20 protein-coding genes are annotated in these 23284 nt (G+C 71.0%); 5 read left to right on the top strand and 15 right to left on the bottom strand.

Features of this window, described 5'->3' with window-relative positions:
* Positions 1 to 27 precede the first annotated feature (27 nt).
* Positions 28 to 717, top strand: a complete 690-nt coding sequence (gene nth, locus E3328_RS15630; protein ID WP_135365544.1) for an endonuclease III — start codon at positions 28 to 30, stop codon at positions 715 to 717.
* Between the two features lie 90 nt (positions 718 to 807).
* Here nth and E3328_RS15625 read toward each other — a convergent pair whose 3' ends face one another.
* The 4 genes from E3328_RS15625 to E3328_RS15610 form a co-directional block, all read right to left on the bottom strand.
* Positions 808 to 1677 carry a CheF family chemotaxis protein gene (locus E3328_RS15625; RefSeq protein ID WP_135365543.1) on the bottom strand — a complete coding sequence of 290 codons (870 nt, stop codon included), beginning with the start codon at positions 1675 to 1677 and terminating at the stop codon, positions 808 to 810.
* A 127-nt stretch (positions 1678 to 1804) separates the two neighbouring features.
* A complete protein-coding gene (gene ygfZ / locus E3328_RS15620; RefSeq protein WP_135365542.1) occupies positions 1805 to 2950 on the bottom strand; it encodes a CAF17-like 4Fe-4S cluster assembly/insertion protein YgfZ in 1146 nt (381 codons plus the stop codon).
* A gap of 104 nt (positions 2951 to 3054) precedes the next feature.
* On the bottom strand, positions 3055 to 3255 hold the full coding sequence (locus E3328_RS15615; RefSeq protein ID WP_135365541.1) for a DUF7333 family protein: 201 nt from the start codon (positions 3253 to 3255) through the stop codon (positions 3055 to 3057).
* Positions 3256 to 3340: 85 nt separating this feature from the next.
* Positions 3341 to 4546 carry an FAD-dependent monooxygenase gene (locus tag E3328_RS15610; RefSeq protein ID WP_135365540.1) on the bottom strand — a complete coding sequence of 402 codons (1206 nt, stop codon included), beginning with the start codon at positions 4544 to 4546 and terminating at the stop codon, positions 3341 to 3343.
* Positions 4547 to 4676: 130 nt separating this feature from the next.
* Here E3328_RS15610 and E3328_RS15605 point away from each other — a divergent pair, with 130 nt between their 5' ends.
* Positions 4677 to 5063, top strand: a complete 387-nt coding sequence (locus E3328_RS15605; RefSeq protein WP_135365539.1) for a hypothetical protein — start codon at positions 4677 to 4679, stop codon at positions 5061 to 5063.
* 50 nt (positions 5064 to 5113) lie between these two features.
* Here E3328_RS15605 and E3328_RS15600 read toward each other — a convergent pair whose 3' ends face one another.
* The 4 genes from E3328_RS15600 to uvrA form a co-directional block, all read right to left on the bottom strand.
* Positions 5114 to 6217, bottom strand: a complete 1104-nt coding sequence (locus tag E3328_RS15600; protein ID WP_135365538.1) for a WD40/YVTN/BNR-like repeat-containing protein — start codon at positions 6215 to 6217, stop codon at positions 5114 to 5116.
* Between the two features lie 123 nt (positions 6218 to 6340).
* On the bottom strand, positions 6341 to 7309 hold the full coding sequence (locus E3328_RS15595) for an ICP22 family protein (RefSeq protein ID WP_135365537.1): 969 nt from the start codon (positions 7307 to 7309) through the stop codon (positions 6341 to 6343).
* On the bottom strand, positions 7299 to 8495 hold the full coding sequence (locus E3328_RS22100) for a hypothetical protein (RefSeq protein ID WP_167837423.1): 1197 nt from the start codon (positions 8493 to 8495) through the stop codon (positions 7299 to 7301). Before E3328_RS22100 ends, E3328_RS15595 begins: the two co-directional genes overlap by 11 nt.
* 117 nt (positions 8496 to 8612) lie before the next feature.
* Positions 8613 to 11633, bottom strand: a complete 3021-nt coding sequence (gene uvrA / locus E3328_RS15585; RefSeq protein ID WP_135365536.1) for an excinuclease ABC subunit UvrA — start codon at positions 11631 to 11633, stop codon at positions 8613 to 8615.
* Positions 11634 to 11838: 205 nt separating this feature from the next.
* Between uvrA and E3328_RS15580 the strand changes: the two genes are divergently transcribed.
* Entirely contained in the window at positions 11839 to 12414 is a 576-nt protein-coding gene (locus tag E3328_RS15580; RefSeq protein WP_135365535.1) for an LURP-one-related/scramblase family protein, read from the top strand.
* A 57-nt stretch (positions 12415 to 12471) separates the two neighbouring features.
* On the opposite strand, the gene E3328_RS15575 is transcribed toward E3328_RS15580, so the two are convergent.
* From E3328_RS15575 to E3328_RS15550, 6 genes are all read right to left on the bottom strand, one after another.
* The gene (locus E3328_RS15575; RefSeq protein WP_135365534.1) at positions 12472 to 12879 is read right to left on the bottom strand and encodes a hypothetical protein; all 408 of its coding nucleotides are present in this window, start codon (positions 12877 to 12879) and stop codon (positions 12472 to 12474) included.
* A gap of 81 nt (positions 12880 to 12960) precedes the next feature.
* A complete protein-coding gene (locus tag E3328_RS15570) occupies positions 12961 to 14322 on the bottom strand; it encodes an MFS transporter (RefSeq protein ID WP_135365533.1) in 1362 nt (453 codons plus the stop codon).
* 146 nt (positions 14323 to 14468) lie between these two features.
* Positions 14469 to 15695 (bottom strand): PGF-CTERM sorting domain-containing protein, encoded by a 1227-nt coding sequence (locus tag E3328_RS15565; protein WP_135365532.1) that lies wholly within the window; start codon positions 15693 to 15695, stop codon positions 14469 to 14471.
* Between the two features lie 127 nt (positions 15696 to 15822).
* Complete coding sequence (locus E3328_RS15560) at positions 15823 to 16764, bottom strand: sugar kinase (protein WP_135365531.1); 942 nt, start codon at positions 16762 to 16764, stop codon at positions 15823 to 15825.
* Between the two features lie 104 nt (positions 16765 to 16868).
* Entirely contained in the window at positions 16869 to 19169 is a 2301-nt protein-coding gene (gene mutL, locus E3328_RS15555; protein ID WP_135365530.1) for a DNA mismatch repair endonuclease MutL, read from the bottom strand.
* Between the two features lie 88 nt (positions 19170 to 19257).
* Positions 19258 to 19704 carry an NUDIX domain-containing protein gene (locus E3328_RS15550; RefSeq protein ID WP_135365529.1) on the bottom strand — a complete coding sequence of 149 codons (447 nt, stop codon included), beginning with the start codon at positions 19702 to 19704 and terminating at the stop codon, positions 19258 to 19260.
* A 217-nt stretch (positions 19705 to 19921) separates the two neighbouring features.
* Here E3328_RS15550 and E3328_RS15545 point away from each other — a divergent pair, with 217 nt between their 5' ends.
* Both E3328_RS15545 and E3328_RS15540 read left to right on the top strand, forming a co-directional pair.
* Entirely contained in the window at positions 19922 to 21013 is a 1092-nt protein-coding gene (locus tag E3328_RS15545) for a Gfo/Idh/MocA family protein (RefSeq protein ID WP_135365528.1), read from the top strand.
* 151 nt (positions 21014 to 21164) lie between these two features.
* Entirely contained in the window at positions 21165 to 21956 is a 792-nt protein-coding gene (locus tag E3328_RS15540) for an IclR family transcriptional regulator (RefSeq protein WP_135365527.1), read from the top strand.
* Positions 21957 to 21967: 11 nt separating this feature from the next.
* On the opposite strand, the gene E3328_RS15535 is transcribed toward E3328_RS15540, so the two are convergent.
* Positions 21968 to 23245 (bottom strand): RNA-guided endonuclease InsQ/TnpB family protein, encoded by a 1278-nt coding sequence (locus E3328_RS15535; protein ID WP_135365526.1) that lies wholly within the window; start codon positions 23243 to 23245, stop codon positions 21968 to 21970.
* Positions 23246 to 23284: the final 39 nt, after the last annotated feature.

Genomic DNA, 23284 nt, shown 5'->3' with positions numbered 1-23284 from the left:
CGCGATTCGGCCGATGGATCGCCCACAATGGGCACGCCGCTCCCCTCGCGCGCCGAGCAGGCCGAGGAGGTCATCGAACGGCTCTGGGAGGAGTACCCCGACGCCACCATCTCGCTGAACTTCTCGAACCGCCTCGAACTGCTCGTCGCCGTCGTCCTCTCCGCGCAGTGCACCGACGAGCGCGTGAACAAGGAGACCGAAGACCTCTTCGAGAAGTACCGGTCCCCCGAAGACTACGCCGAGGCGGACGTGGACGAACTCTCCGAGGACATCGGGTCGATCACCTACCACAACAGCAAGGCCGACTACCTCAAGTCCTCGGCGCAGACGATCGTCGAGGAACATGACGGCGAGGTGCCGGACACGATGGACGAACTGACCGACCTGAAGGGCGTCGGCCGGAAGACGGCGAACGTCATCCTCCAGCACGGCTACGACCTCGTGGAGGGCATCGTCGTCGACACGCACGTCCAGCGACTCTCCCGACGGCTGGGGATCACCGAGGAAGAGCGCCCGGAGGCCATCGAGGAGGACCTGCTCCCGGTCGTTCCGGAGGACGAGTGGAAGTGGTACACCCACCTGCTGATCAGCCACGGCCGCGAGGTCTGCACGGCGCGCAACCCCGACTGCGGCGAGTGCGTGCTGGCGGACATCTGCCCCTCGGAGAAGGGCGACTCCGAGGTGGACCTGGCGAGCGGCGAGCCCTGGGACGCCTGACGGAGCGAGCGGCGAATCCGGGACGGCCGACGGGACGAGGCGGCCGCGGCGAGGCCGAACGGGAGTGGTCGGCACGCGGGCCGGCCGGATTCAGGCGTTCACGTCTTCGAGGTGGTTGGAGACGACGACGCGGCCCTTGGGGGTGAGTTTCGGACCGTCTTCCCCGTCGACGACGAGGTCGTCGGCCCGGAGGTCGTTGAGGACCATCGTCAGCTGGCTGCTCTCCATGTCGAGGACGTTCGCGAGCGAGACGCCGGGGCCGGTCGAGTAGACGGCGACGAGCAGTTCGACCTGCTCCTCGGAGAGGGACACGTCCTCCAGGTCGGCCATGAGGTCGCTGTACTCCAGGCGGAGGTAGCGGCCGAGGATCGACATCTTCCGCGGGGACTCCAGCGCGGCCAGCGAGAGGCTCGACTGCCCGCCCGAGAGGTGCCGGACCGCCAGCACCGACCGGTCGGTGCCGCCGATCTCGCGGGAGGTCCGCTCGAAGTCGCTGACCGTCGAGAGGTCGATCTCGACGGCGTCGTCGGCGCGGCGGAACCGGACGGTCCCGGGCTTGAGGTACAGCTTCGCGGGGACGAACGACTCGTCGGTGACGCGCCCCCCGACGCGGGCGGGGTGTTTGACGGTCACGTCGGTACCGTTGAGGACGGCCTTGAACAGGACGGTGGTGAACTTCTCGATCTTGTCGTCGTCGGCCTCGACGGCGGCGACCATGCGGTCCCCGCCCCTCTCGAAGGCGACCGTCACCGTCGAGTTGAAGAAGTCGCCCAGGTCGTCGGGGACCTGACCGACGGCCACGTCGAAGACGGAAGACAGGGGGATCGTCACCTTCCCCTCGTCGGCGGCGAGGACGAGCCGCTTCTCGCTGAGGAGGATCCGCCCCTTGACCGGCTCGGCGCGGGCCGAGGCCTCCGAGTTGAAGGTAGCGACGAAGTCCGCGATGACTGATTCCGACATGGGCGGCGTTAGGACACCCTTCCGCCCCACGAATATTGAGCGTTTCGTGCCAGTATCACGTACGAGAACGGTCGACGCCGGTCGTTCGTCCGGCCGGTAGCGACCGGGTGCGGGGCCGGCGGGCCCGCTACGCGGCGTCCGCGTCGGGGTAGCGCGGCCGGCGTGCCGACTCGTCGCTGCCCTCGACGAACGGGAGCGCGACCCGCTCGGCGGGGCGCTCCTCGCCGTCGACCCGGACGGCGAGGTCGCGGTTCTCACCCTCCGTCGCGTCGCTGTCGACGGCGGCCAGCGCGACCGGCTCGTCGCGGGTCGGACTGACGGCCCCACGGGTCACCTCGCCGACGGCGGCGTCGCCGGCGAACACCGCCGCGCCGGCGTCGGGGACGGGATCGGTCTCGCTCTCCGCGTTCGCGTCGGAGTCGACGACCAGCCCCACGAGCCGCTGGCTCGGCCGGCCCCGGTTCTCGACGCGGGAGACGACCTCCTGGCCGACGTAACAGCCCTTCTCGAAGTCCAGGGCGTTGCGGACGCCGCAGACGTTGGGGATCCGGCCGGCGAGCTCGGTCTCGAAGAGGGGCGTGCCGGCCTCCAGCGTCAGCGTCTCCCAGGTGCGGTAGCCGAAGGGGGCGGCCGCGTTCCCGCGGTTCTCCAGGGTGTCGAACACCTCGGCGGCCGCCTCGGCGGCGCAGACCACCTCGTAGCCCTCCTCGCCGGCCAGTCCGTCGTCGCGGATCACGGTGACGCCGGCGTCGGCCATCGTCCCGCGGACGAAGGATAGGGGGCGGTCCGGCGAGGCGGCCTTGTTGAGGACGCTCGCGATCTTCTCGGTGGCCTGGGGGCCGTAGACGCCGAAGACGCCGAAATCGTCGGAGGCGTCCGTTATCTCCACGTCCTGGATGAACGTCTTCGAGCGCCAGTCCTCGGCGACCCGCTCGTGTTCGGTCGGCGGGAGGAAGACGAGCAGGCGGTCGCCGGCGGCGGCGTTGTAGACGTACATGTCCGTCTCGATCTTCCCCTGCGGATCGAGCAGGAGGGCGTAGCAGCCCTCGCCGTCCTCCGCCGGGACGCGGTTCGAGACGGCGTTGTCGACGAACTCGACGCGGTCGTCGCCCTCGACGGTGAGGACGCCGTAGCCGCGCTCGGTGACGCCGACGACGTTGCGGACGGCGACGTGGGTCCGCTCGGGGCGGCCGTAGTGGGCCACCACCCGGCGGTCGCCCCGCTCCTCGAACGTCGCGCCGTGGTCCCCGTGGACCGACTCGATGACCGTCATTGCCCCGACGTGGGGCCGGTGGCCGGTTACGTCTTGCGGAGCGGGGGGCGACGGTCCCCGGAGCAGGGGTCCGCCGTCGGACCGCTCGCGTCAGCGGGTCGCGCTCACCGCGTCGCGCCGGCCCGGTACTGCCCGTGTGCGACGCCGATCGCCAGACAGATCAGGCCGAAGACGACCATCGAGGGGGCGACCATCATCAGGATCGTGTCGGTTCCCATCGGGATCGGCGCGCCGATCAGTCCGCCCACGCCGACCGCGATCAGGACGACGAACGCCGCGGCCGTCTTCGGCAGGTCGAGTTCCATGGCAGGGGGTTCGGAAGCTCCCCAAATCAGCGTTGCGGGGATTCTCACCCGGCCGTGCGGGGCTCGAACCCCGACCGACCGGCGCTCACCCGCGCAGCAGCGACTCGAGCTGGTCGAGCGAGAAGACGGTGGTCGGCCGGTCCATGTGGACGCCGATCTCCCCGGAGAACGCCCGGAGGCCGACCCGCTGGACCGGCTCGGGCAGCGAGTAGGCCCGGCGGATCCAGTGGCCCAGTTCGATCTCGCGTTCGAGGTCGTCGCGCCACGCGCGCTCGTAGTCGGCCAGTGTCGCGGGGTCGCGCGGGTCGACCTGCCGGGCGGCGTGGTCGGCGGCCGTCATCCCGTAGAGGATGCCCCCGCCGGTGAACGGCTTGGTCTGGGCGGCGGCGTCGCCGACGAGGAACGCCCGGCGGCTCGTCACCGAGTCGGGCGGACCGACGGGGATCAGGCCGGAACACCGGCGGTCGGTCTCGACGCCGTAGTCGGCGGTGAACCGGTCGAAGCGGTCGCGCACGTCCGCGCTCGGCGGCGTCGCGAGGCCGTACTCGACGCCCGCCGCCCCCCGCGGGATGCGCCAGGCGAAGAAGTCCGGGACGGTGAGGTGCACGTCGACGAAATCGGAGCCGTCGTCCTCGTCGGAGAACCCGAGGACGCCGTGGAGCAACTCGTCGGGTTCGGGCATGTCCAGTTCGCGCCGGACCCGCGATTTCGGGCCGTCGCAGCCCGCGACCATCCGCGCCTCGTGGGTCTCGACGCCCTCCGGACCTCGGACTTCGAGTTCGACGCGGTCGCGGTGTTCCGTGACGCCGACGACGGTGTGGTCCTCCCGGAGGTCGACGCCCGCCTCCCGGGCGGCGTCGGCGAGCTCCCGGTCGAGGCCCACGCGGTCGATGACGTTCGACACCCCATCGTCCTTGTAGAAGGGGTAGGTGCGGGCCGGGAAGTCGCCGTCGCGGCCGTTCGAGCCGTGTCCGTCGTCGCCGGCCACGTTTCCGTCGGCTGAGGCGTGTCCGCCGGAGCGGACGTGACCGTTCGACCGTGGGTCGCCCGGCGGGTCGCCGCGGGGGCCGCCGAGGTGGAAGCGGGCGCCGTAGACGACGTTCTGCAGGAGGCGGTCGCGGGCGCCCTCGGGGGTGTACTCCCAGATGTCGGTTGAGACGTGGCCCGAACACGCGAGGGGTTTCCCGACCTCGCCCTGTTCGAAGGCGAGCACGTCGTAGCCCCGCTCGGCGGCGCGGCGGGCGAACCGCGAGCCCGCGGGCCCACAGCCCACGACGACGAAATCGTGCATACACGCCCCGTGGCGTGTCGCGATGAAATATCTTTCAGTCCGCAGTTCGCGGGCGACGGCGGTCGGTCCCACGGTCCGTACCGACGCTGTTTGCTGGTGGCCTTATGTCGGACCGGTGCCAGTCACCGCCATGAGCGAGTATCAGCCGGGCGTCTGCAACATCGGGCGCGACGAGCGGCGCAAGCGGCGCGCGCTGGGAGCGGCCTCGTTCCTCGCGGCGGCGGCCTACGTCGGCGCCGTCCTCGCGACGGGTCGACCAGCGGGGCTGTTGCTGGGGACGTTCCCGCTCCTGTTCGGCGGATTCATGGGTCTCGTCCAGGACCGGATGGGCTTCTGTGCGGGCTTCGGCGCGCTGGCCCGCTACGACCTCTCGGGGTCGGGCGGCACCGCCGGGCCCGTCGCAGAGGCGGAAGCGGTCAAACAGGACCGGATCAGGGCGTTCCAGGTGATCGCCGTCTCGGCCGCGGCGGCCGTGGTGACGACGATGGCCGTCTACGGCGTCGGCGCGGCGCTGTGACCGGCGGGACCGGCGAGTCGCCGGCCCGCTTCGCTCGCTCCCCCCGGTGTTCAGACCACGGCCAGCCCGCGGGGCGTCTGTGACTCGTAGGCGTCGGGCCACTCCAGCGGGACCCGATCCCACGAGGCGCCGGCGTCGGCCGAGCGGTAGAGCCCGCGGTTGTTCAGCGCGAACAGGACCGACCCGCCGGCTGCGGCGAGGATCGATCTGACCGTCCCCTCGGGATCCGGCAGGCCGTCCATCGCGAGGGACCACTCGGTCGAGGCCTCCCGACTGGCGTCGCCGTCGCCGTTGCCCGCGTTCGTCGTCCGGTAGACGTACGCCTCGGCGGTCGAGACGCTGTGGGCGCTCCGGGCGCCGCCCGCGGCGGAGACGACGACGGTGTCCGGGTCGGCCCGCGGGACGGCCAGCCCCCAGACGTAGCCGTGGTCGAGCCCCTCCTGCGGGTACGTCCATGTGTCCCCGCCGTCCTCGGACTGGGCGTAGCCGTCGCCGGCCGCGGTGTAGACCCGCCCCTCGGCGTCGGGGTGGGTGGCGAGCGTGTGGTTGTCGTAGCGGGCGCCCTCGGGGCGGTCCTGCCAGGTCTCGGTGCCGTCCGCGCCGTCGGCCGCCGTGGCCGCGAGCGCGTCGTCGGTCCGCACGAGTGCGCCGGCCTCGATGGCGACGTACAGCCGCCCGGGGTCGCCCGGGTCCGGTTCCAGCCAGCGGACGTGGTGGGTGTGCGGCCGCGGCGGGAACGACCACTCCGACTCCGAGGGGAGGTCCGAGAGGGGCGGCAGGGGAGTCCACGTGTCGCCGCCGTCGGTCGAGCGGTAGACGGCGGAGGGTTCGGTGCCGGCCCACACCACGTCGGGGTCGTGCGGGCTGACCGCCAGCGCGGTGACGCGGTCGTCGATATCCGGGGCGACCCGTTCCCAGGTGTCGCCGCCGTCGACGGTACGGTGGATCCCCGACTCGACGGTGCCGGCGAAGGCGCGGTCCGGCCGGTCGGGGCTCGTGGCGACCGACTCGAAGTCCGTCCCCACGAGCCGCTCGTCGGCGGTCCACTCGTCGGTCGCGCTCGGCTCGGAGCCGACGGCCGTCGGGTCGTCTCCCTCGCTGCGGACGACGAGCACGCGGTCGTCGAGAGCGGCGTAGGCGGTGGCGTCGCTCATACCGGACGGAGGGACGGGAGACACTTGACTGCTCGCTGAAATCGATTTCAGGGACTGGAGTCGAAGGCGGGACCCGCGCTCCGGCGATTCGAGCGGGTATCGAAGCCGGCGTCGCACCCGCGATCAGCGCGAGGTCCCGTCCCAGACCGACAGGTCCGCGACCGTCTCGACGGCGTCGCCGCGGGTCACCGCCGCCCAGAGCCCGTCGAACGGCGGCCGGTCCACGTCCGCGCCCGTCGTCTGCCCGTCCCACGCGTCGAGACGCCGCCGGCCCGCTCCCGACCCGACGGGAGTGTCGAAGGTCGCTCCGGTCGGACCGTCGTCGGTAGCCGCGCCCGTCGGACCGTCGTCGGTAGCCGCTCCGGTCGGACCGTCGTCGACGGCCGCGTCGGCCGAACCGTCGCCGACATCGCCGAGACCGTCGAGGCCGGCGGCACCGTCCCCGTCCAGGTCCGGCTCGCCGCCGTCATCCGCTCCCGGAACTGGGCCGTCGGCGGCGCCGCCTGTCTCGTCGTCCGGCGGTCCCACCCCGTCGCCGGGCGCGGCCAGGCCGCCCTCACCGGCCGACGACGGGTCGCTGTCCCCCGGTGCGTCCAGGTCCCCCAGTCCGTCCGGTCCGCCGTCGCTCTCTCCGGAGCCGACCGGCGGGTCGTTCGCCGGCGTGTCCGGGGCCTGGTCGAGGTCGGAACCCTCGTCGACGCCGAGTTTCGCCCGGAGGTCGTCGCCGTCGAGCGGGGTCACGTCGTGGGTCGCGGCGGCCGACCCCGCGACGCCGCCGGAGCCGACGGTCAGGCAGGCCGCCGAGTCGGCGCCCGTCTTCTCGGCGAGCGCGCGGAGCTGCTCCAGCTGCGCGGACTCGACGGCCCGCTCGCCGGCGACCCAGACGATCTCGCCCCGAATCTCTCCGTCGACCCGCCGCTTCGCGAAGACGAAGACGTGCGAGCCGTGTTCTTTCACGGTCGTCCGGTAGCCCTCTGCGGCCCAGGCGTCGGCGACGAGGGCGGCCAGGTCCGCGTCGCTGGCGCCGCCCAGGTCCGCGGGGTCGACGGGGTAGTCGTCGGACTCGTCCGCGGGGTCGGGGTCAGCGGCCATTCGTCCGGGCGCTCACGCGTTCGCGGGTCGGTTCGTCGACGACGGTGTAGCTGTTCTCGGCGGCCACGTCGTCGAGCCGCTCGACGAGGGCCTCGAAGTCGGCTTCGAGGCGGTCGCCCTCGAAGTACACCGAGTGTTTGGCGCCGAGCGTGACGAGCAGCTCCGTCGAGGACTCTGCGGCCGAGACGGCCGGCTCGTGGTGGACGACGCCCTCGCCGGGCGGTTCGCCGTCGTGGACCGCCGCCGTCGGCGTGTAGACGGTGCCCTCCTCGATGCAGTAGAGTTCCGCCCACTGGCGGGTCCGCCGGACGTAGTCGTAGAGGAAGGCGACGGCGCCGACCAGCAGGAGCGGGGCGCCGGCGACCCGCGGACCGGTCACGAGCAGCGAGACGCCGACGGCGACCAGCGACAGGCTGGCGGTCGTGAGGTTGACCACCTCGGCCATCGGCGACCCCTCGGGCAGCGGACTCAGCGACGCCTCGAACGGCCGCTTTCGGACCTTGAACCCGCCCTTCGAGAGGTACACCTCCTCGTCGAAGGCGGCCGCGGCGCCGCCCCGACCGGGCGAGGTGTCGTTGGTCGGGACGTACCCGAGGTCCTCGGCGATCTGCCGGAGGTGGACGTGGAAGGAGTGCAGCGAGAACAGATCGGGGATGCGGACCGACACGCGGTGGGTGTGGTCCATCGCCACCTCCTCGCCGTCGGTCCGGGAGGTCGCCACGACCGCCAGCCCCAGCAGGATCGCGCCGAACCACAGCGCGGTCATCGCTGCGCCGAACTCGCCGCTCAGCCCCTCGGCGTCCCCGAAGGCGACCGAGACGATCAGCGCGACCGTCCCCGCGACGGTCAGCGCGACGCCCAGCGACCGGCGCAGCCGGATCCAGTTGAGCCGCTTCCAGTTGGTCGCCTCGATGATCTCGTAGCGGTTCAGCGGGACGGCGCCCGACCCGCCCAGCACGCCGCCGACGCCGTCGCCGCGCCCGCCGAGCAGTCGCCCGACGACCCCGCGGTCGTAGAGGTAGAGGGCGACCGCGAGGACGACCAGCGGGGCGGCCAGCCCCGAGAGCGTCGTCGCCCAGTCCGGTCGCGGGCTGTACGGGCCCGGCGGCGGAAGCAGCCGCCCCAGCAGCCCGAACCCGACGCCCGCGAGCCCCGAGAGCACGGCGCCCGTTCGTGCGAGTCCCATGACGAGCGGGTCACTCGTCTGTCAGCAGTTATAGCTATCCGCGCGAGTCTCATATCTGATACCCGTGCGGCGTAGACAGGCTCTCCGGGTCCGACCCGTCGAAGTGAAAGGTGGCTCCTAGTCGTCGTCGGCCCGCGGCGCCGTCTCCGCCTCGCCGTCGGCGTCGGCGGTGACGACGCGGTCGCCACGGGGACCCTCCAGATCCACGTCGGGCAGCAGGTCACGAAGGTACTTCCCGGTGTAGGAGCCCTCGGTCCGAGCCACCGCTTCGGGGGTGCCTTCGGCGACGAGCTGACCGCCCGCTTCGCCGCCCTCGGGGCCCAGATCGACGATGTGGTCGGCGTTCTTGACGAGGTCGAGTTCGTGCTCGATGACGACCACCGTGTTGCCGTCGTCGGTGAGCCGGTGGAGCACGTCGATGAGCTTGCGCTCGTCGTGGGGGTGCAGCCCCGTCGTCGGCTCGTCGAGCAGGTACAGCGTCTCGCCGGAGTCTTTCTTCCCGAGCTCCTCGGCGAGCTTGACGCGCTGGGCCTCGCCGCCGGACAGGGTCGTCGACGGCTGGCCGAGCTGCATGTAGCCCAGGCCCACGTCCTTCAGCAGTTTGAGGCGCCGCCGTATCTGGCTGTGGCCCTCGAAGAAGTCGTAGGCCTCGTCGATGCTCATGTCGAGCACGTCCGCGATGGTGGCGTCCTTGTAGGTCACGTCCAGCGTCTCGCGGTTGTAGCGGGCGCCGCCGCACTCCTCGCAGGGGACCTGCACGTCCGAGAGGAAGTTCATCTCGATGGTGACGGTGCCCTGGCCGCCGCACTCCTCGCAGCGGCCGCCCTTGACGTTGAACGAGAACCGACCCTTCTGGTAGCCGCGCTGGTTGGCCAGGTCCGTCTCGGCGAACAGCTCGCGGATGTGGTCGAAGACGTTCGTGTAGGTCGCGGGGTTCGAGCGGGGCGTCCGACCGATGGGCGACTGATCGATCAGCCGGACGGTCTCGACGTTGTCCAGCCCCGACAGGCCGTTGTGCTCGCCGGGGTTCACGTCGGAGTTGCCGTGCATCTCGCGGGCCAGCGCCTTGTAGAGCACGTCGTGCATCAGCGTCGACTTGCCCGACCCGGAGACGCCCGTGATGGCCGTGAAACAGCCGACGGGCAGGTCCACGTCGAGGTCCTTGAGGTTGTGCTGGCGGGCGCCCTCGATCGTGAGGTGGCCGTCGGGGTCGCGCCGTTCGTCGGGCACGGGGATGGCCTCCTCGCCGGAGAGGTAGTCGCCCGTGGTGGACTCCTCGCAGTCGAGCACCGCCTCGTAGTCGCCGTTGACGACGATCTCGCCGCCGCGCTTGCCGGGGCCGGGCCCCATGTCGATGATGTTGTCCGCCCGGCGCATCGTCTCGGTGTCGTGCTCGACGACGAGGAGGGTGTTCCCGAGGTCCCGCAGCTCTTCGAGGGTGTTCAGCAGGCGGTCGTTGTCGCGCTGGTGGAGCCCGATGGAGGGCTCGTCGAGGACGTAGAGGACGCCGACGAGGCCGCTCCCGATCTGTGTCGCCAGGCGGATGCGCTGGCTCTCGCCGCCGGAGAGCGTCGCGGCCTCCCGGTCGAGGGTCAGGTAGTCGAGCCCGACCTCGCACATGAACCCGAGCCGTGCGCGGATCTCTTTGAGGATCTCCTCGGCGATCTTGGTGTCGCGCGGGCCGAGGTTGCGCTCCAGGTCCTCGAAGTGCTCCAGCGCGTCGCCGATGGAGAGCCGGTTGACCTCGGTGATGGCGGTCCCGTCGACGAGCACCGCGCGGGACTCGGCCTTGAGGCGGGTGCCCTCGCACTCGGGACAGGTGGTCGTCGCCATGTACTCCTCGATGTGCTCGCGGGCGCGGTCGGAGTCGGTCTCGACGTGCCGACGCTCCAGATTCGGGATGACGCCCTCGAAGCGCTCGGTCTTCTCGCGGGTGCCGTTCTTGGTGCGCCACTCGAAGTGCACTCGACTATCCGTGCCGTAGAGGAACTGCCGCCGGATCTCGGGGTCGAGGTCCTCGAACGGCGTATCGAGGGAGACGCCGAAGTGCTCGGCGACGTTGTCCAGCTGCCGGGAGTAGTACGTGCGGTCGTAGCTCCAGGGCTCGAAGACGTGTTTCAGCGGCTTCGAGGGGTCCTGAACGACGAGGTCCTCTGAGACCTCCTTGGTCTCGCCGAGGCCCTCGCACTCCGGGCAGGCGCCGTAGGGACTGTTGAACGAGAACGACCGGGTCTCGATCTCGCTGATGTCGACGTTGCAGTGCGTACACGCCAGGTCCTCGGAGAACTCGACGACGAGGCGGTCCTCGGCCGCATCGTCCTCGCCGTCGCCGTCGTCACCGTCGCTCGCGTCGTCGGCGCCGAGATCCCCGACCGAGCGGGCCTCCGCGCCGCCCAGTTCCACGTCCGCGGGCGGGTCGGGGACGACGACCTTCAGGACGCCGTCGCCCTCCTCCAGGGCGGTCTCGACGGAGTCCGTAATTCGGGAACGGGCCTCGGGACCGACCTTCACGCGGTCGACCACCACGTCGATGGTGTGGTCGTAGTTCTCGTCCAGATCCGGCCGGTCCAGCGAGAGGTCGTGCTGTTCGCCGTCGACCTCGACGCGGGCGTACCCCTCGGCGACGAGCTCGTCGAAGAGATCCTCGAAGGCGCCCTTCTGGTCGCGGACGACCGGCGCGAGGACCTTCGCGCGGGTGCCCTCGGGGAGTTCGAGCACGCGGTCGACCATGTGCTGGGCGGACTGTTCGCCGACCTCGCGGCCGCACTCCGGACAGTGTGGCGTGCCGACGCGGGCGTACAGCAGGCGGAGGTAGTCGTGGAGTTCCGTCACGGTCCCGACCGTCGAGCGTGGGTTGTTCGCGGCGTTCTTCTGGTCGATGGAGATCGCCGGCGACAGCCCCTCGACGTTCTCGACCTTCGGCTTGTCCATCTGCCCGAGGAAGTTCCGGGCGTAGGCCGACAGCGACTCGATGTAGCGGCGCTGGCCCTCGGCGTAGACGGTGTCGAACGCCAGCGAGGACTTCCCCGACCCCGACAGCCCCGTGACGACCGTCAACTGCTCCCGCGGGATCGTAACGTCGACGTCCTTGAGGTTGTGTTCCTCTGCCCCTCGGACCTCGATGACGTCTTTGCTCATCTATCCCTCGCCAGGGTCCGGTCGCGTGAAACGCTGTCGATTTCCCGGTCCGCCCGACCGCCCCGCTCGACCCGCCGGCGAGTCTCCGCGTCCGCGGCCACTCCCTCCGCCGGCTGACGGCCGCTCGACCCGGCCGCGGGTCCCCCGCTGGGGGGGCATCTGGCGCCGAGATTTAAATACCAGGGACGGAACAGCTAGGGCGAACATGGCTGGGACATACGACATCGCGGGGATCGAGCTGGGAGACGACAGCTACACGGTCGAACAGTCGCTGATCCGCAACAAGTACAAGGCGACCGACGCCGCCGGGAACGTGGTTCTGCGCGGCAAGCAGAAGCTGATGAAGATGAAAGAGGAGTTCCCGTTCACGGACGGGGACGGAAACGACGTGTTCACGGTCAAGGCCGGCGGGATCATGGACGTGGCCGGCAACTACGCCCTGATCGACGCCGAGACGGACGAGGAGGTCGTCGTCCTCGACAACGACTTCTCGATCTTCCAGGACACCTGGACGGTGCGGGACGCCGACACCGGCGAGCAGCTCGCCCAGATCGACTCGCGGGGCGCCCTCTACACGGTCGCGCGCCACTACCTCCCCTTGGGCGCGTTCATTCCCCACAAGTACGAGATCACCGACGCCGACGGCGACCACGTCGGCACGATCCAGGGCCACGTCTCCCTCCGGGACCGCTACGACATCACCATCGACGACGCCACCGGCGTACCGAGAGAGCCCATCGTCGCCGCGGCGATGGTCATCGACGCGATCCAGAACCACTGACGGGTCCGGACCGGAGCGCCCGCGACACCGGAGAGCGACGCGCCCGGCTCCTCGCGGTCACTCCCGGTCGGCGTCGCGCTTCCACTCGCGTTCCTGGCGGCGCTCGGCGACGTGGCGGCGGCCGTCGGCCAGGTCGGCGCGGGCGCGGTCGGCCAGCCCGGTCACGTCGTCCATGAAGTCGTCCTCGAACGACTCCAGCACGTCGTACGACCAGCGGTGCTCGTCGACGACGCCCCGTGGGAGGTGGCTGTCGCGGATCTCGTCGGCCAGCGTCTCGTGGCCGGTCTCGCGGAGCAGTTGTTCGGCCTCGGCGAAGTGCTCCATCGCGTGGCCGGTGTTGTGGTGGAACGCGACGAGCTTGCCGTGGGCGCGGCGCAACCACTCGACGCCGAGTTCCACCTCGTGGAGCGCCTCGACCTCCCGGTCGGTCATGTCGCTGCCCGGACGGTCGTCCTCGATTGCCATGCGATGACGTACCACGTCCGCGGAGAAAGGGCTGTCGCCGGCCCCGGGCGTAGGCGGCGAACCCCTCGAACCACTCGTCCATCAGGCGTAGGCGGCGAACTCCTCGCCGAAAGCGAGGAAGTACGCGACGCCGACGACGCCGACGACGGTCGCGACGGAAAAGGCGAGTTCCGGGCCGGCGGTCACGGCGTCGAGCGGGCCGGCGGGCAGCGCGACCGTCCAGTCGCTGTCGTAGAGGTAGCCGCCCAGGGCGGCGCTGGGGACGACGATCGTGTTCCGCAGGAGGTAGTACGCCCCTGTGACGCGACCGCCGGCGTCGCGCTCGGCGGGGCCGACGATGAGCGCCTTGTGGGAGGGGAGGCCGGCGAAGCGCAGCCCGGAGAACGCGAACAGCAGCGTCACCACGAGCGGGTCCGCCGGCGCGAAGATCAGCAGGACCGGGAAGACCGCGTAGACGGCGAAGCCGAGGGCGACGACGGGCTTGAGGCCGACCCGCTCGGCGACGACCGCCGCCGGCGCCATCGAGGCCAGCGCGACGACCATCTCGACGCCCAGCAGGACGCCGAAGAAGACGGCCGGGTTGAGGTAGAACCCGAAGACGGTCGCGTCGAGCTCCCAGATGCGGGTGATCACGAGGATGAAGAAGCCGTAGACCATGCCGTTGGCGAACCGGACCAGCGTGTCCGCGACCAGCAGCGGCCGGAGGGGCTCGGGCAGGTCGGCCAGGTCCGAGCGGATCTGGTCGATCCCCGCGAACTCCGTGCCGAACGAGTCGGCGTCGGCCTCGTAGCTGACGTGCTGGACCGCGGTGGCGACGACGCCGAAGACGACGGCGACGCCGAGCACGTACAGGAACCCCGGCAGGATCTCCTCACCGGCGGCGCCGCCGGAGAAGACGAAGAGGAGTCCGGCGGCCAGCAGCGGGCCGACGAGGAAGGCCGTCCGGCGGAACGTCTCGGTGCTGGCGAACCCGCGGGCCAGCCGGTCGTCGGGGACGCTCTGCTTGACGATGGCGAACGTCGCCCCCAGTCCGAACGACTTCCAGGCCTGGGCGAGCACGAGGCCGACGAAGATCCAGACCCACGGTTCGAGGACGAGGGCGCCCAGACCGATAGGGCCGACGAGCGGCGCGACCAGCCAGACGAGGAACCCGAGCGTCGACAGCAGGCCGAAGAGGGTCAGGGCGTACCGCGAGCCCACCCGGTCGGAGAAGACGCCGCCGGCGTAGGGGTAGACCGCGCTGATGATGTTGCCGAACGAGCCGTAGAGGCCGACGACGAAGGGAGAGGCGCCGAGGACGACCAGGTACTCCGAGAGGTAGCGGCCGGTCATCTGGAAGCCGAGGCTGAACGCGAACATCGCGACCGAGAGGACGAGCACGTCCCGCTCCAGCGAGAGGAACTGCCGGACCGTCGACCGGACGCTCGGCGACTCCGCGGCCATGGTCGGTGGTTCACTCCCCCGGACCTAAACCCCGGCGAGGCGGCGACGATTTCCGGTTTGGACTCCCCTGCGGGACGTTCCCGACCGTTCCGCTATATAGGGCCACCGGGAACCAGCGGCCGGCGGCTACGCTCCGGCGGTCGCGGTCACTCGCCGCGGCGGCCGGCGAGCAAGCCGGCGACCAGGAGCGCGACCACCGTGCCGGCGACCCCGACCCCCGGACCGAGTCCGCTCGACGTGCCGGTCGCGGTGTCGGTGGCCGTCGGCGAGTCGGTCGCGGTCGGCGTGGACGCGCCGCCGGGCTGGACGCCCTCGACCGTGATCGCGGCCTCGCGCCCGTCGGCCTCGGCCGAGATGGTGACGTTGCCCGCGCTCTCGACGGGGACGCCCAGGACCCCGGTGTCGTCGGTCTCGCCGACCGTCGTGCCCGCCCGGCTGACCGACGCGTTGGGGACCGGGTTGCCGTACTCGTCGGTGACGGTCACCCGGACCGACTCGCCGACGACGACACGGTCGTTGTCGGCGCGGAGGCTGATGGCCGGCGTCCGCTGGATGGTCGCGTTCAGCGAGGTCTCCGACTCCTGGACCCGGAGGCGTTCGGTGACCGACTCGTAGCCCGGCTTCGTGACCGTCACCTCGTAGGCGTCGTTGACGGGGACGCTCACGCTGACGGTACCGGTCCCCTGGGTCGTCACGTCGGCGACGCCCGGGACGGTGACGTTCGCGTCCGTCACCGCCCGCGGCGGGTCGAAGTGGTCGTCGCGGACGGTGAAGGTGACCAGCACCGACTCCTGGCGGACCTGCATGGTCTCGCCGACCTCCCCGTCGACGGTCAGCGTCGTCCGGTTGCGCAGGTACCCCTCCTTGAACGTGACGAGCGTGTAGTTGCCCCGCTCGATCTCGGGGGTCCTGTACTGGCCGTCGGCGGCCGTCCGCTCGTTGAGCACCGGCCGGCCGTCGTGGAACATGCGGACGATCGCGTTGCCGAGCGGCCCCTCGCTGCCCTCGACGGTGACCGTCGCCCGGCCGGCCCGGGCGACCTCGATGGTCACGTCCCCCTCGCTGGCGTTCTCGACGACGTAGGGGTGGTTGCGGACGTAGTTCGGGTGGTCGACGCGGACGGTCACGTCGGCCCCCTCGGCCACGTCGACGAACGCCTTGCCGTTGCCGGCGGTGGTGCGGTTGACCGGCCCCCCGCCGTCCCAGGTGGCCGACAGCTCCGCGTCGGAGAGCGGGTCCCCCCCCTCGTCGACGACGGTGACGGTGAGCGTGACGGTGTCGTCCGACCCCGCGCCGACGCCCCCGACGAACGACGCGCTGGCGACGAACACCGCGAACGCGACCGTGACCGCGCGCGTGTGTGCCCGTGACATAGCTGGGTGGACCCTCGGCTGGCGGCCTCATATCTCTGTTGGCATCTCACCGCCGTCCGGGGGATCCGGGCGCCGGTGACCGCGCGGCCGCTCGGCCCGCTGTGGCCGTCCGGCGACAAGACCGCCGTCAGCGGCCGTCGTCGAGATCCGCGGCCAGCGACTCGACCTCCGCGCGGGTCGCGGTCGTCATCGCTCCGGGGATCGTCCGGGCCAGCGTCGCGCTCGCGACGCCGTAGGTCAGCGCCTCGCTCGCACCCGCCCCCGAGAGGACCCGTTCGAGGAAGGCGCCGGTGAAGGCCTCGTGCTGGCCGGCCGGGTCGACCGCGTCGACCTCGACCCCGTCCTGCTCGTGGATCACGCCGTCGCTGCAGACCAGCGCGCCACGCTCGCTGCGCGTGACGACGACCGTGTCGAAGTCCCGCTTCGAGGCGATGGCGTGGGCGAACTTCCGGGGTTCGTCGGTCCGGTCGAAGACCGCCCGGGCCTGGTCCTCGTTCGCGATCAGCACGTCGACGGCGTCGAACACGCCCTCCAGCGTCTCGCGGGCCGCTTCGACCGACCAGAGGCCGGGCTGGAAGTCGAGGTCCATCGCGACCAGCCCGCTGCCCGCCGCCCGCAGGACCGCCTCGGCGGTCTCGACGATGTCGCCCGACAGCGACAGCGTGCTCCCGGCGACGAACGTGGCGTCGGCCCGCTGGACCCGGTCCATCGGCAACTCGCCGGGCGTCACCGACGCCGCGGCGACCCCCTCGCGGTCCTGGACCAGCCGTTCGGTCCGCGGCGCCGGCCCCTGTTCGGCGAACTGGAGCCCCTGCCGGGCCCCGTCGGCCCACGCGATCTCCGTGTCGACGCCGTGGGCGTGCAGCGTCCGCTCGACGCGCCGGCCCAGCGGCGAGTCCGGCAGCTTCGACAGCCACGTCGCGTCGGCCCCCATCGCGCTGGCCGCCACCGCGACGTTGCTCTCCGTGCCCGATACCCGCATCCGCACGTCCTCGGCCGTCTCCAGCCGTTCGTCGCCCGCCGGCGACAGCCGCAGCGAGGTCTCGCCGAACGTCACCAGCTCTGTCATACCCCGTCCATGGACAGCATCCGGTTTAGTTCATTGGGGGGCGGGGTCGCGCGATCGGCGACGCCCGCCGAACCGTTCCGGCCGCTCCGCCGTGAAAACTCACTTCAGTCCCGTCGTCCGCCGTGGCCGGGGTAGTCCCGCTCGAAGCGGGCCTCGATCTCGTCGGCGTCGAACTCGACGACGACGGGGCGGCCGTGGGGACAGGCCCACGGGTTCTCGCAGTCGTCCAGCCGTTCGAGGAGATCCGTGACCGATCCCTCGGTCAGCGAGGTGTTGCCGGTGATAGAGGGGTAGCAGGCCAGGTCGGCCAGCAGTTCGTCGGCGGCGGCCTCGACCGTCTCGGCCGCCGACCCCTCGCCCTCGACGAACGCCGCCAGCGCGTCCCGCAACAGGTCGGGGTCGGCGGTGTCGGCCATCAGCGAGGGCACCGTCCGCACCTCGACGGTCCGGTCGCCGACGCGTTCGGCCCGAAAACCCAGCGTCGACAGCGCCTCGCCGTAGGTCTCGAACAGTTCCGCCTCCCGGGCCGTCAGCGAGAGCTCGACGGGCTGTGCGAGCGCCTGGGTCGTCGTCTCGCCGGCGAACCGCTCGCGCAGCCGCTCGTAGTTGATCCGCTCGTCGGCGGCGTGCTGGTCGACCATGACCAGCCCCTCGTCGGTCTCCGCGAGGACGTACGTCCCGTGGAGCTGGCCCAGCACCCGCATCGAGGGCAACGCGTCGAACGCCGACGCTTCGTCTGCGTCCGCTTCGACCGGCTCGCCGTCGCCGAGCCGCGCCTGGTCGTGCCCGCCGGCGAACTTGCGACCCCGGTCGTCCCGGTCGCGCTCCGCCGTCGAGTCGGCGGACGCCCCGTCGCTCGCCGAACCGGACGCGGGCCCGGCGTCCGACGACTCCGGGGTCGCCCCGTCGGCAGTCGACGCCGAAGCCGTCCGGCCGTCGTCCGGTTCCGTTTCGGACTCCGTGCTCGCGTCCGCGGCAGCCGCGTCCCCGCCGTTCTCCGTGGCCGATTCCCTCGACGGATCGGTTCCCGGAGGCGTCGAGCGGGGCGAGGGCGCAGAGGGATCCGAGGAGAAGGTCGGTCCGGTCGTCGACTCGGTGGTCGAGTCGACCGTCTCGTCGGTCCCGGACTCGCTCGATCCGGCGGTCGACTCGCCGGCGGCCGTCGACGCGGTTCCACGGGACGGTTCGGCCACACCGGACGAGTCGTCCGGGCTCGCCGACCCGTCAGTGGCGCCCCGGCCGTCGTTGGCGTCGGCCTTCACGTTCGCGTCGGAATCGCTCCGTTCGGGCGCGATCTCGGCCTGTTCGGGCGCGGACTTGCCGCGGGGGGCGCCGCTGCGGAGCAGCCCCTCGTCGAGCAGCGCCGACTCGACGGCGGTCTCGATCTGCTCGCGGACGCCTGCCTCGTCGGCGAACCGGACCTCCAGCTTCCGGGGGTGGACGTTCACGTCCACGTCGCCGGCGGGCACGTCGAGGAAGAGGACGGCGAAGGGGTAGCGGTCGGGCGCCAGCTGGTGGCCGTAGGCGTCGATGACGGCGTCGCGGACGGCGCCCGCGGTGACGTACCGGCCGTTGACGTACGTCGACAGGTACTCCCGGGTGCTCCGGGTGGTCTCGGGGTGGCTCACCAGCCCGGACACCCCGTCCAGCGGGCCTTCCGGCAGGTCGGCGGTCTCCCCGTCGCCGCCGTCCGCGCCGTCGCCGCTCCCCATCGAGACCTCGACCATCGACTCGGCGACCTCCCGGCCGTAGACGGCCATGACGGCCTCGCGGCGGTCGCCCCCACCGGTCGTGGCGAACGTCTCGCGGCCGTCGTGGGTCAGCGAGACGGCCACGCCGGGGTTGGCCAGCGCGTAGCTCGTGACGACGGTGTTGACGTGGGCGAACTCCGTGCCGTCCTGCTTGAGGTACTTCCGGCGGGCGGGGACGTTGAAAAAGAGGTCGTCGACCTCGATGGTGGTGCCCTCCGGGCAGCCGGCGGGCTCGACGCCCGTCACCTCGCCGCCCTCGACGGTGAGTTCCGTCCCGCGGTGGCTGTCCACGTCGCGGTCGGCCCGGGGGCGGGTCGTGATCGTCAGCCGGGAGACGGCGCCGATGGCATGCAGCGCCTCGCCGCGGAATCCCAGGGTGGCGACGCCCGACTCCAGGTCGTCGATGTCGCGGATCTTCGAGGTGGTGTGTTCCTCGACGGCCCGGCGGACCTCTTCCTCGGTCATGCCGACGCCGTCGTCGGCGACGGTGACGCCGTCCTTGCCGCCGCGCTCGACGGTCACGTCGACCCGGGTGGCGTCGGCGTCGAGGCTGTTCTCGACGAGCTCCTTCACGACCGAGGCCGGGCGCTCGACCACCTCGCCCGCCGCGATGCGCTCGACGGTCGCCTCGTCGAGCCGGCGTATATCGACCATCACCACCCCGTCGGGGCGGCGCCCTCAAAACACTCCCGGAGCACCGGCCGGGACACGACCCGAACCGGGCCGGGTTGCCCCGGTCGGTTCACTCCCCGTCGGGGCCGTCGCTCTCCCCGGTCCACTCGGCGGCCCGGTGGTTCTCCACCGCGCGCTCGACGGCCTGTTCGAGGGACTTGAAGTGCATCTCCTCGACGGCGCCGTCGGGCGTGTACCAGCAGTAGTCGTCGTGTTTCTCCCCCAGCTGCACGTCGCGGCTGCGGGCCTGCACCCGGTACAGCACCGCGTACACCGGCTCGTCGCCGCTCCCCCAGATGTCGGTCACCGTCTTGACCGGCTCCTCGACGGTCGTGTGCAGTCCCACCCGCTCGTGGAGCGTCCGCCGGAGCGACGCCTCGGGGTCGGCCTCGGCCTCGATCCGACCCCCCGGGAACGTCCACGGCCGCAGCCCGCTCGTCACGAGCAACACGTCACCCTCCGGGCCGAAGACGATCCCCCGCTGGGTCACGTGCCCCCTGAAGTACGACTCGCCCATGGTGGTGGGAATCCGGCCGTACCACCGTCAACGTTTCCCTCCCGTCACCGCCGCCGTCGACCGGTTCGGCGTCGCTCGGTACCAGCGATCGCAGATATATACGGATGCTGTCTATTCCACCGAATGATTCGAAATTTTATCCGAGTTCGGGCGGCGCGTCGCGGCGGCGCGGGGCGGTGACCAAAACCCATACGTCGGTCCGCCCGGAGGGTGGGCTATGGACGACGACGCCGCCCGCATGGACATCGGACTCGTCGGGCTCGGCGAGCACGGGGAGACGCACGCGGAGTTCCTGGAGGAGCTGGGCCACACCGTCCACGCGGTGGACCTGGACCCGCGGGCGAAAGAGCGCTTTCGCGACCGCTACGACGCGACGATGTACGAGGGGCTGGACGAGCTGTTCGCGGCGGGCATGGACGCGGCGATCATCTCGACGCCGAACAAGTTCCACGAGACGGCGGCGCTGAAGGCCTTCGACGCGGGGCTGGACGTGCTGATCGAGAAGCCGCTGGCTCACGACCTGGCCAGCGCCGAGCGGATCGTCGAACGGGCCGAGGAGACCGGCAGCATCTGCATGTGCGGCTACTTCCACCGGTTTCGCAACCGCTGCCGGCTGGCGAAGGCCTACGCCGAGAGCGGACGACTGGGCGAGGTCACCCACATCGACGCCCGGTACATGCGCCGCCGGGGCGTCCCCGGGCTGGGCACGTGGTACACCTCCCGGGAGATCGCTGGCGGGGGCGCGCTCCTCGACGTGGGGTCGTTCGTCGTCGACCTCGTGCTGGACTTCTACGGCTGGCCGGAGCTGGAGGCGGTGGTGGCGACCACCCGCTCGGACTTCGGCGACCGCGAGGACTACGCCTACCTCGAGATGTGGGGCGAGGACGACGAGGCGAAGATGTACGACGTGGAGGACTCGGCGACCGCCTTCTGCGAGTTCGAGGGCGGCCGGACCGCCCACCTGGAGGTCGCGTGGGCGGCCAACGCCCGCCGGCGCCACGAGTACAACATCCGCGGGACGGAGGCCGGCGTCTCCCTGGACATCACGACGCCGCTGGAGTCGGTCGACCCCTCCGACGGCCAGCACCGCGACTTCCGGCTGTACGAGGTCCGGTCCGACGTGGTCGACCACTACGTCGACAGCGAGCTGGTCCCGCCGGCCAACGACCCGTTCCGGGACGAGCTCGCGACCTTCCTCGCGGCCGTCGAGACCGGCGAGTCGCCCGACCGCTGCACCGCCGAGCAGGCGCTGGCCGTCCAGCGCGTCGTCGACCGCATCTACGAGGCCGCCGACCGCGACGGGATCTGACCCGGCCGGCGGCGACAGCCCCCGACCCGGCCGGCGGCGGCCCCGACCGGGTCCGGTCGAGAGCGGCGCCGGCGGGACACTCCACGTCGTCGGACCGGGCGACGACGCGCCGGCGGGACACGGTTAAGTGTGGGCCCCGACAGTGAGGGACATGAGCGACGGTGACACCCGAGGCGGGGACCGGATCGCCTCGGTCGGCACGGCCTTTCGGATCCTCGAAGCGGTGCGCGAACGCGACAGCGCGGGCGTGACCGAGCTCGCCGAGGCGCTGGACCTCCCGAAGAGCACCGTCCACCACTACCTCGCCACGCTGGCCGACGACGGCTACCTCCGCGCCGAGGACGGCCGGTACCGGCTCGGGCTCGGGCTGTTCACGCTCGGCGCGACCGCGCGGACGGGCGAGCGGATCTACCACGTGGCCAAGCCGAACGTCGACCGCCTGGCGGAGACGACCGGCGAGCAGGCCCGGCTGGTCGTCGTCCGCGACGGCCGCGCGATCACCCTCTACCAGGCGACCGGCGACGCGGTCGACGACCCGCCGACCTACGCCGGCACCGTCGAGGGCCTCCACTGCACGGCCGCCGGGAAGGCCTACCTCGCGGAACTCCCCGAGGAGCGGCTCGAAGCCGTTCTCGCCGACCACCCCCTCGAACCGCAGACCCCGAACACGATCACCGACCCCGACGAACTGCGCGCCGCGCTCTCGACCATCCGCGAGCGCGGCGTCGCCTTCGACGACGAGGAGCGCGACGAGGGCGTCCGCTGCGTCGCCTCCGCCGTCTCCGACCGCTCGGGCGAGCTGCTCGGCGCCATCAGCGTCTCCGCCCCCGCCGACCGCATGCCCGACGACCGGTTCCGCTCGGAGGTCCCCTCCCAGCTCCGCAACGTCGTCGGCGTCGTCGAGTTCAACACCACCTACTCCGAGTGGTCAGACGCGCTGTAAACTACCCCACCCTACTCGCTCACGGCTTCGCCGTTCGCTTCGTTGAGGGTGGGGCTTTCGCGTGGACTCCCGCTCTGGCCGGAATCCCCGGCAGGAGGGTTGTATCCTCCGTTCGCGTTCACCATCCCGCGATTCAGGCGCACGCCTACGGGTGCGCCTCCGCCGTCCCCAGTTTGGTTACGGCGGAGATACCGCAGTCCGATGTTCTTCGCGGCGTTGTAGTCGGCGTGGTTCTCGTAGCCGCATTTCAGACACTCGAAGTCCTCGCTGTCGCGGTTGTCCGGGTGTGTGAACCCACAGTGCGAGCAACGCCGTGACGTGTTCTCCGGGTCAACCTGCTCCACGCCGATGCCGTGGGGCTCGGCTTTGTACTTGACGTACTCGTACAACCGCTCGAAGGCCCACTTGTGCCCCCACGACGCACCAGAGAGTCGGTCGCGGATGCCGGTCAACTCCTCGAACGCGATGACCGTACAGCCATTTTCGGCGGCTTCTTCGATGATTCCGTTGGCAATCCGGTGGAGCATCATCTTGAACCGACCCGTCTCTTTGCGCCCGACTGCTTGTATGTTCTCGTGAGCGTGGCGACTTCCGCATTGTTGGAGTGATGCCCGGCGTTTCTCGTACTCCCGTCGCCAGTGGTCAAACTCGTTCCCGCTCCAGTACGTCCCTGTCGAGGTGACTGCGAGTTGGTTCACGCCGAGGTCAACGCCGAGGACTGTACTGTGCCCGGTCGTTGCCTGTTCCGGCGTGTCAGACTCCATCTCCGCCTTTGTGCGGAGATGAAGGTACCACTCGTCGTGCTTGTGATGGAGTTCTGCACCCGTCACCTCGTAGTCATCGTTATCGAGATACCGGCTGTGGGGTGTGTCCCGTTGCTCGTCGGGTAGGACGTACTGGACTTCGATACGCCCATCTACGGTTGCCAGCGACACGTGCTCGTCGTGGAAGGTTGCACATCGTTTGTCGTAGACGGCGGTCGGTTTTGAGAAGTGTGGTTTGCCAGCGTACTCGCCCTGCTTCCAGCGAGCGACGACGCTCTGTACGGCGTCGGCGGCCTTGTTGCGAGCGTTCTGGACGAGATTCGCGTGCAACCGCGTCTGGTCGCGTACCTCGTCGTAGGTTTCTGCCTGCAACTGTGCCTTGCTCGTGGTCTTGTATTCGCCCTGCCAGGCGTGGTCAACGACGTGGTTGGCGGCCCACAGAAACTCATCGACTGTCTCGCGGAGAAGTGCGGCGTCGTCACTGTCCACGTCGAGTTTGACCGGGACAGTGCGCCGCATTCCCATACGTCAGATGTGTGGCTGGTAGTTTATTAGGGTTAGGAA

This window comes from Halosimplex halophilum (assembly GCF_004698125.1).
Lineage (GTDB): Archaea > Halobacteriota > Halobacteria > Halobacteriales > Haloarculaceae > Halosimplex > Halosimplex halophilum.
This window is presented reverse-complemented; position numbering and strand designations above follow the sequence as displayed.

Excerpts from the sequence above, each read along its gene's own strand:
- E3328_RS15570 (WP_135365533.1), bottom strand. The coding sequence starts at position 14,322 with ATGGCCGCGGAGTCGCCGAGCGTCCGGTCGACGGTCCGGCAGTTCCTC.
- E3328_RS15595 (WP_135365537.1), bottom strand. The coding sequence starts at position 7,309 with ATGGCCGCTGACCCCGACCCCGCGGACGAGTCCGACGACTACCCCGTC.
- E3328_RS15535 (WP_135365526.1), bottom strand. The coding sequence starts at position 23,245 with ATGGGAATGCGGCGCACTGTCCCGGTCAAACTCGACGTGGACAGTGAC.
- E3328_RS15565 (WP_135365532.1), bottom strand. The coding sequence starts at position 15,695 with ATGTCACGGGCACACACGCGCGCGGTCACGGTCGCGTTCGCGGTGTTC.
- E3328_RS15540 (WP_135365527.1), top strand. The coding sequence starts at position 21,165 with ATGAGCGACGGTGACACCCGAGGCGGGGACCGGATCGCCTCGGTCGGC.
- E3328_RS15560 (WP_135365531.1), bottom strand. The coding sequence starts at position 16,764 with ATGACAGAGCTGGTGACGTTCGGCGAGACCTCGCTGCGGCTGTCGCCG.
- E3328_RS15580 (WP_135365535.1), top strand. The coding sequence starts at position 11,839 with ATGGCTGGGACATACGACATCGCGGGGATCGAGCTGGGAGACGACAGC.
- E3328_RS15610 (WP_135365540.1), bottom strand. The coding sequence starts at position 4,546 with ATGCACGATTTCGTCGTCGTGGGCTGTGGGCCCGCGGGCTCGCGGTTC.
- E3328_RS15550 (WP_135365529.1), bottom strand. The coding sequence starts at position 19,704 with ATGGGCGAGTCGTACTTCAGGGGGCACGTGACCCAGCGGGGGATCGTC.
- E3328_RS15600 (WP_135365538.1), bottom strand. The coding sequence starts at position 6,217 with ATGAGCGACGCCACCGCCTACGCCGCTCTCGACGACCGCGTGCTCGTC.
- uvrA (WP_135365536.1), bottom strand. The coding sequence starts at position 11,633 with ATGAGCAAAGACGTCATCGAGGTCCGAGGGGCAGAGGAACACAACCTC.
- mutL (WP_135365530.1), bottom strand. The coding sequence starts at position 19,169 with ATGGTCGATATACGCCGGCTCGACGAGGCGACCGTCGAGCGCATCGCG.
- E3328_RS15575 (WP_135365534.1), bottom strand. The coding sequence starts at position 12,879 with ATGGCAATCGAGGACGACCGTCCGGGCAGCGACATGACCGACCGGGAG.
- E3328_RS15545 (WP_135365528.1), top strand. The coding sequence starts at position 19,922 with ATGGACGACGACGCCGCCCGCATGGACATCGGACTCGTCGGGCTCGGC.
- E3328_RS15625 (WP_135365543.1), bottom strand. The coding sequence starts at position 1,677 with ATGTCGGAATCAGTCATCGCGGACTTCGTCGCTACCTTCAACTCGGAG.
- nth (WP_135365544.1), top strand. The coding sequence starts at position 28 with ATGGGCACGCCGCTCCCCTCGCGCGCCGAGCAGGCCGAGGAGGTCATC.
- E3328_RS22100 (WP_167837423.1), bottom strand. The coding sequence starts at position 8,495 with ATGGGACTCGCACGAACGGGCGCCGTGCTCTCGGGGCTCGCGGGCGTC.
- E3328_RS15615 (WP_135365541.1), bottom strand. The coding sequence starts at position 3,255 with ATGGAACTCGACCTGCCGAAGACGGCCGCGGCGTTCGTCGTCCTGATC.
- E3328_RS15605 (WP_135365539.1), top strand. The coding sequence starts at position 4,677 with ATGAGCGAGTATCAGCCGGGCGTCTGCAACATCGGGCGCGACGAGCGG.
- ygfZ (WP_135365542.1), bottom strand. The coding sequence starts at position 2,950 with ATGACGGTCATCGAGTCGGTCCACGGGGACCACGGCGCGACGTTCGAG.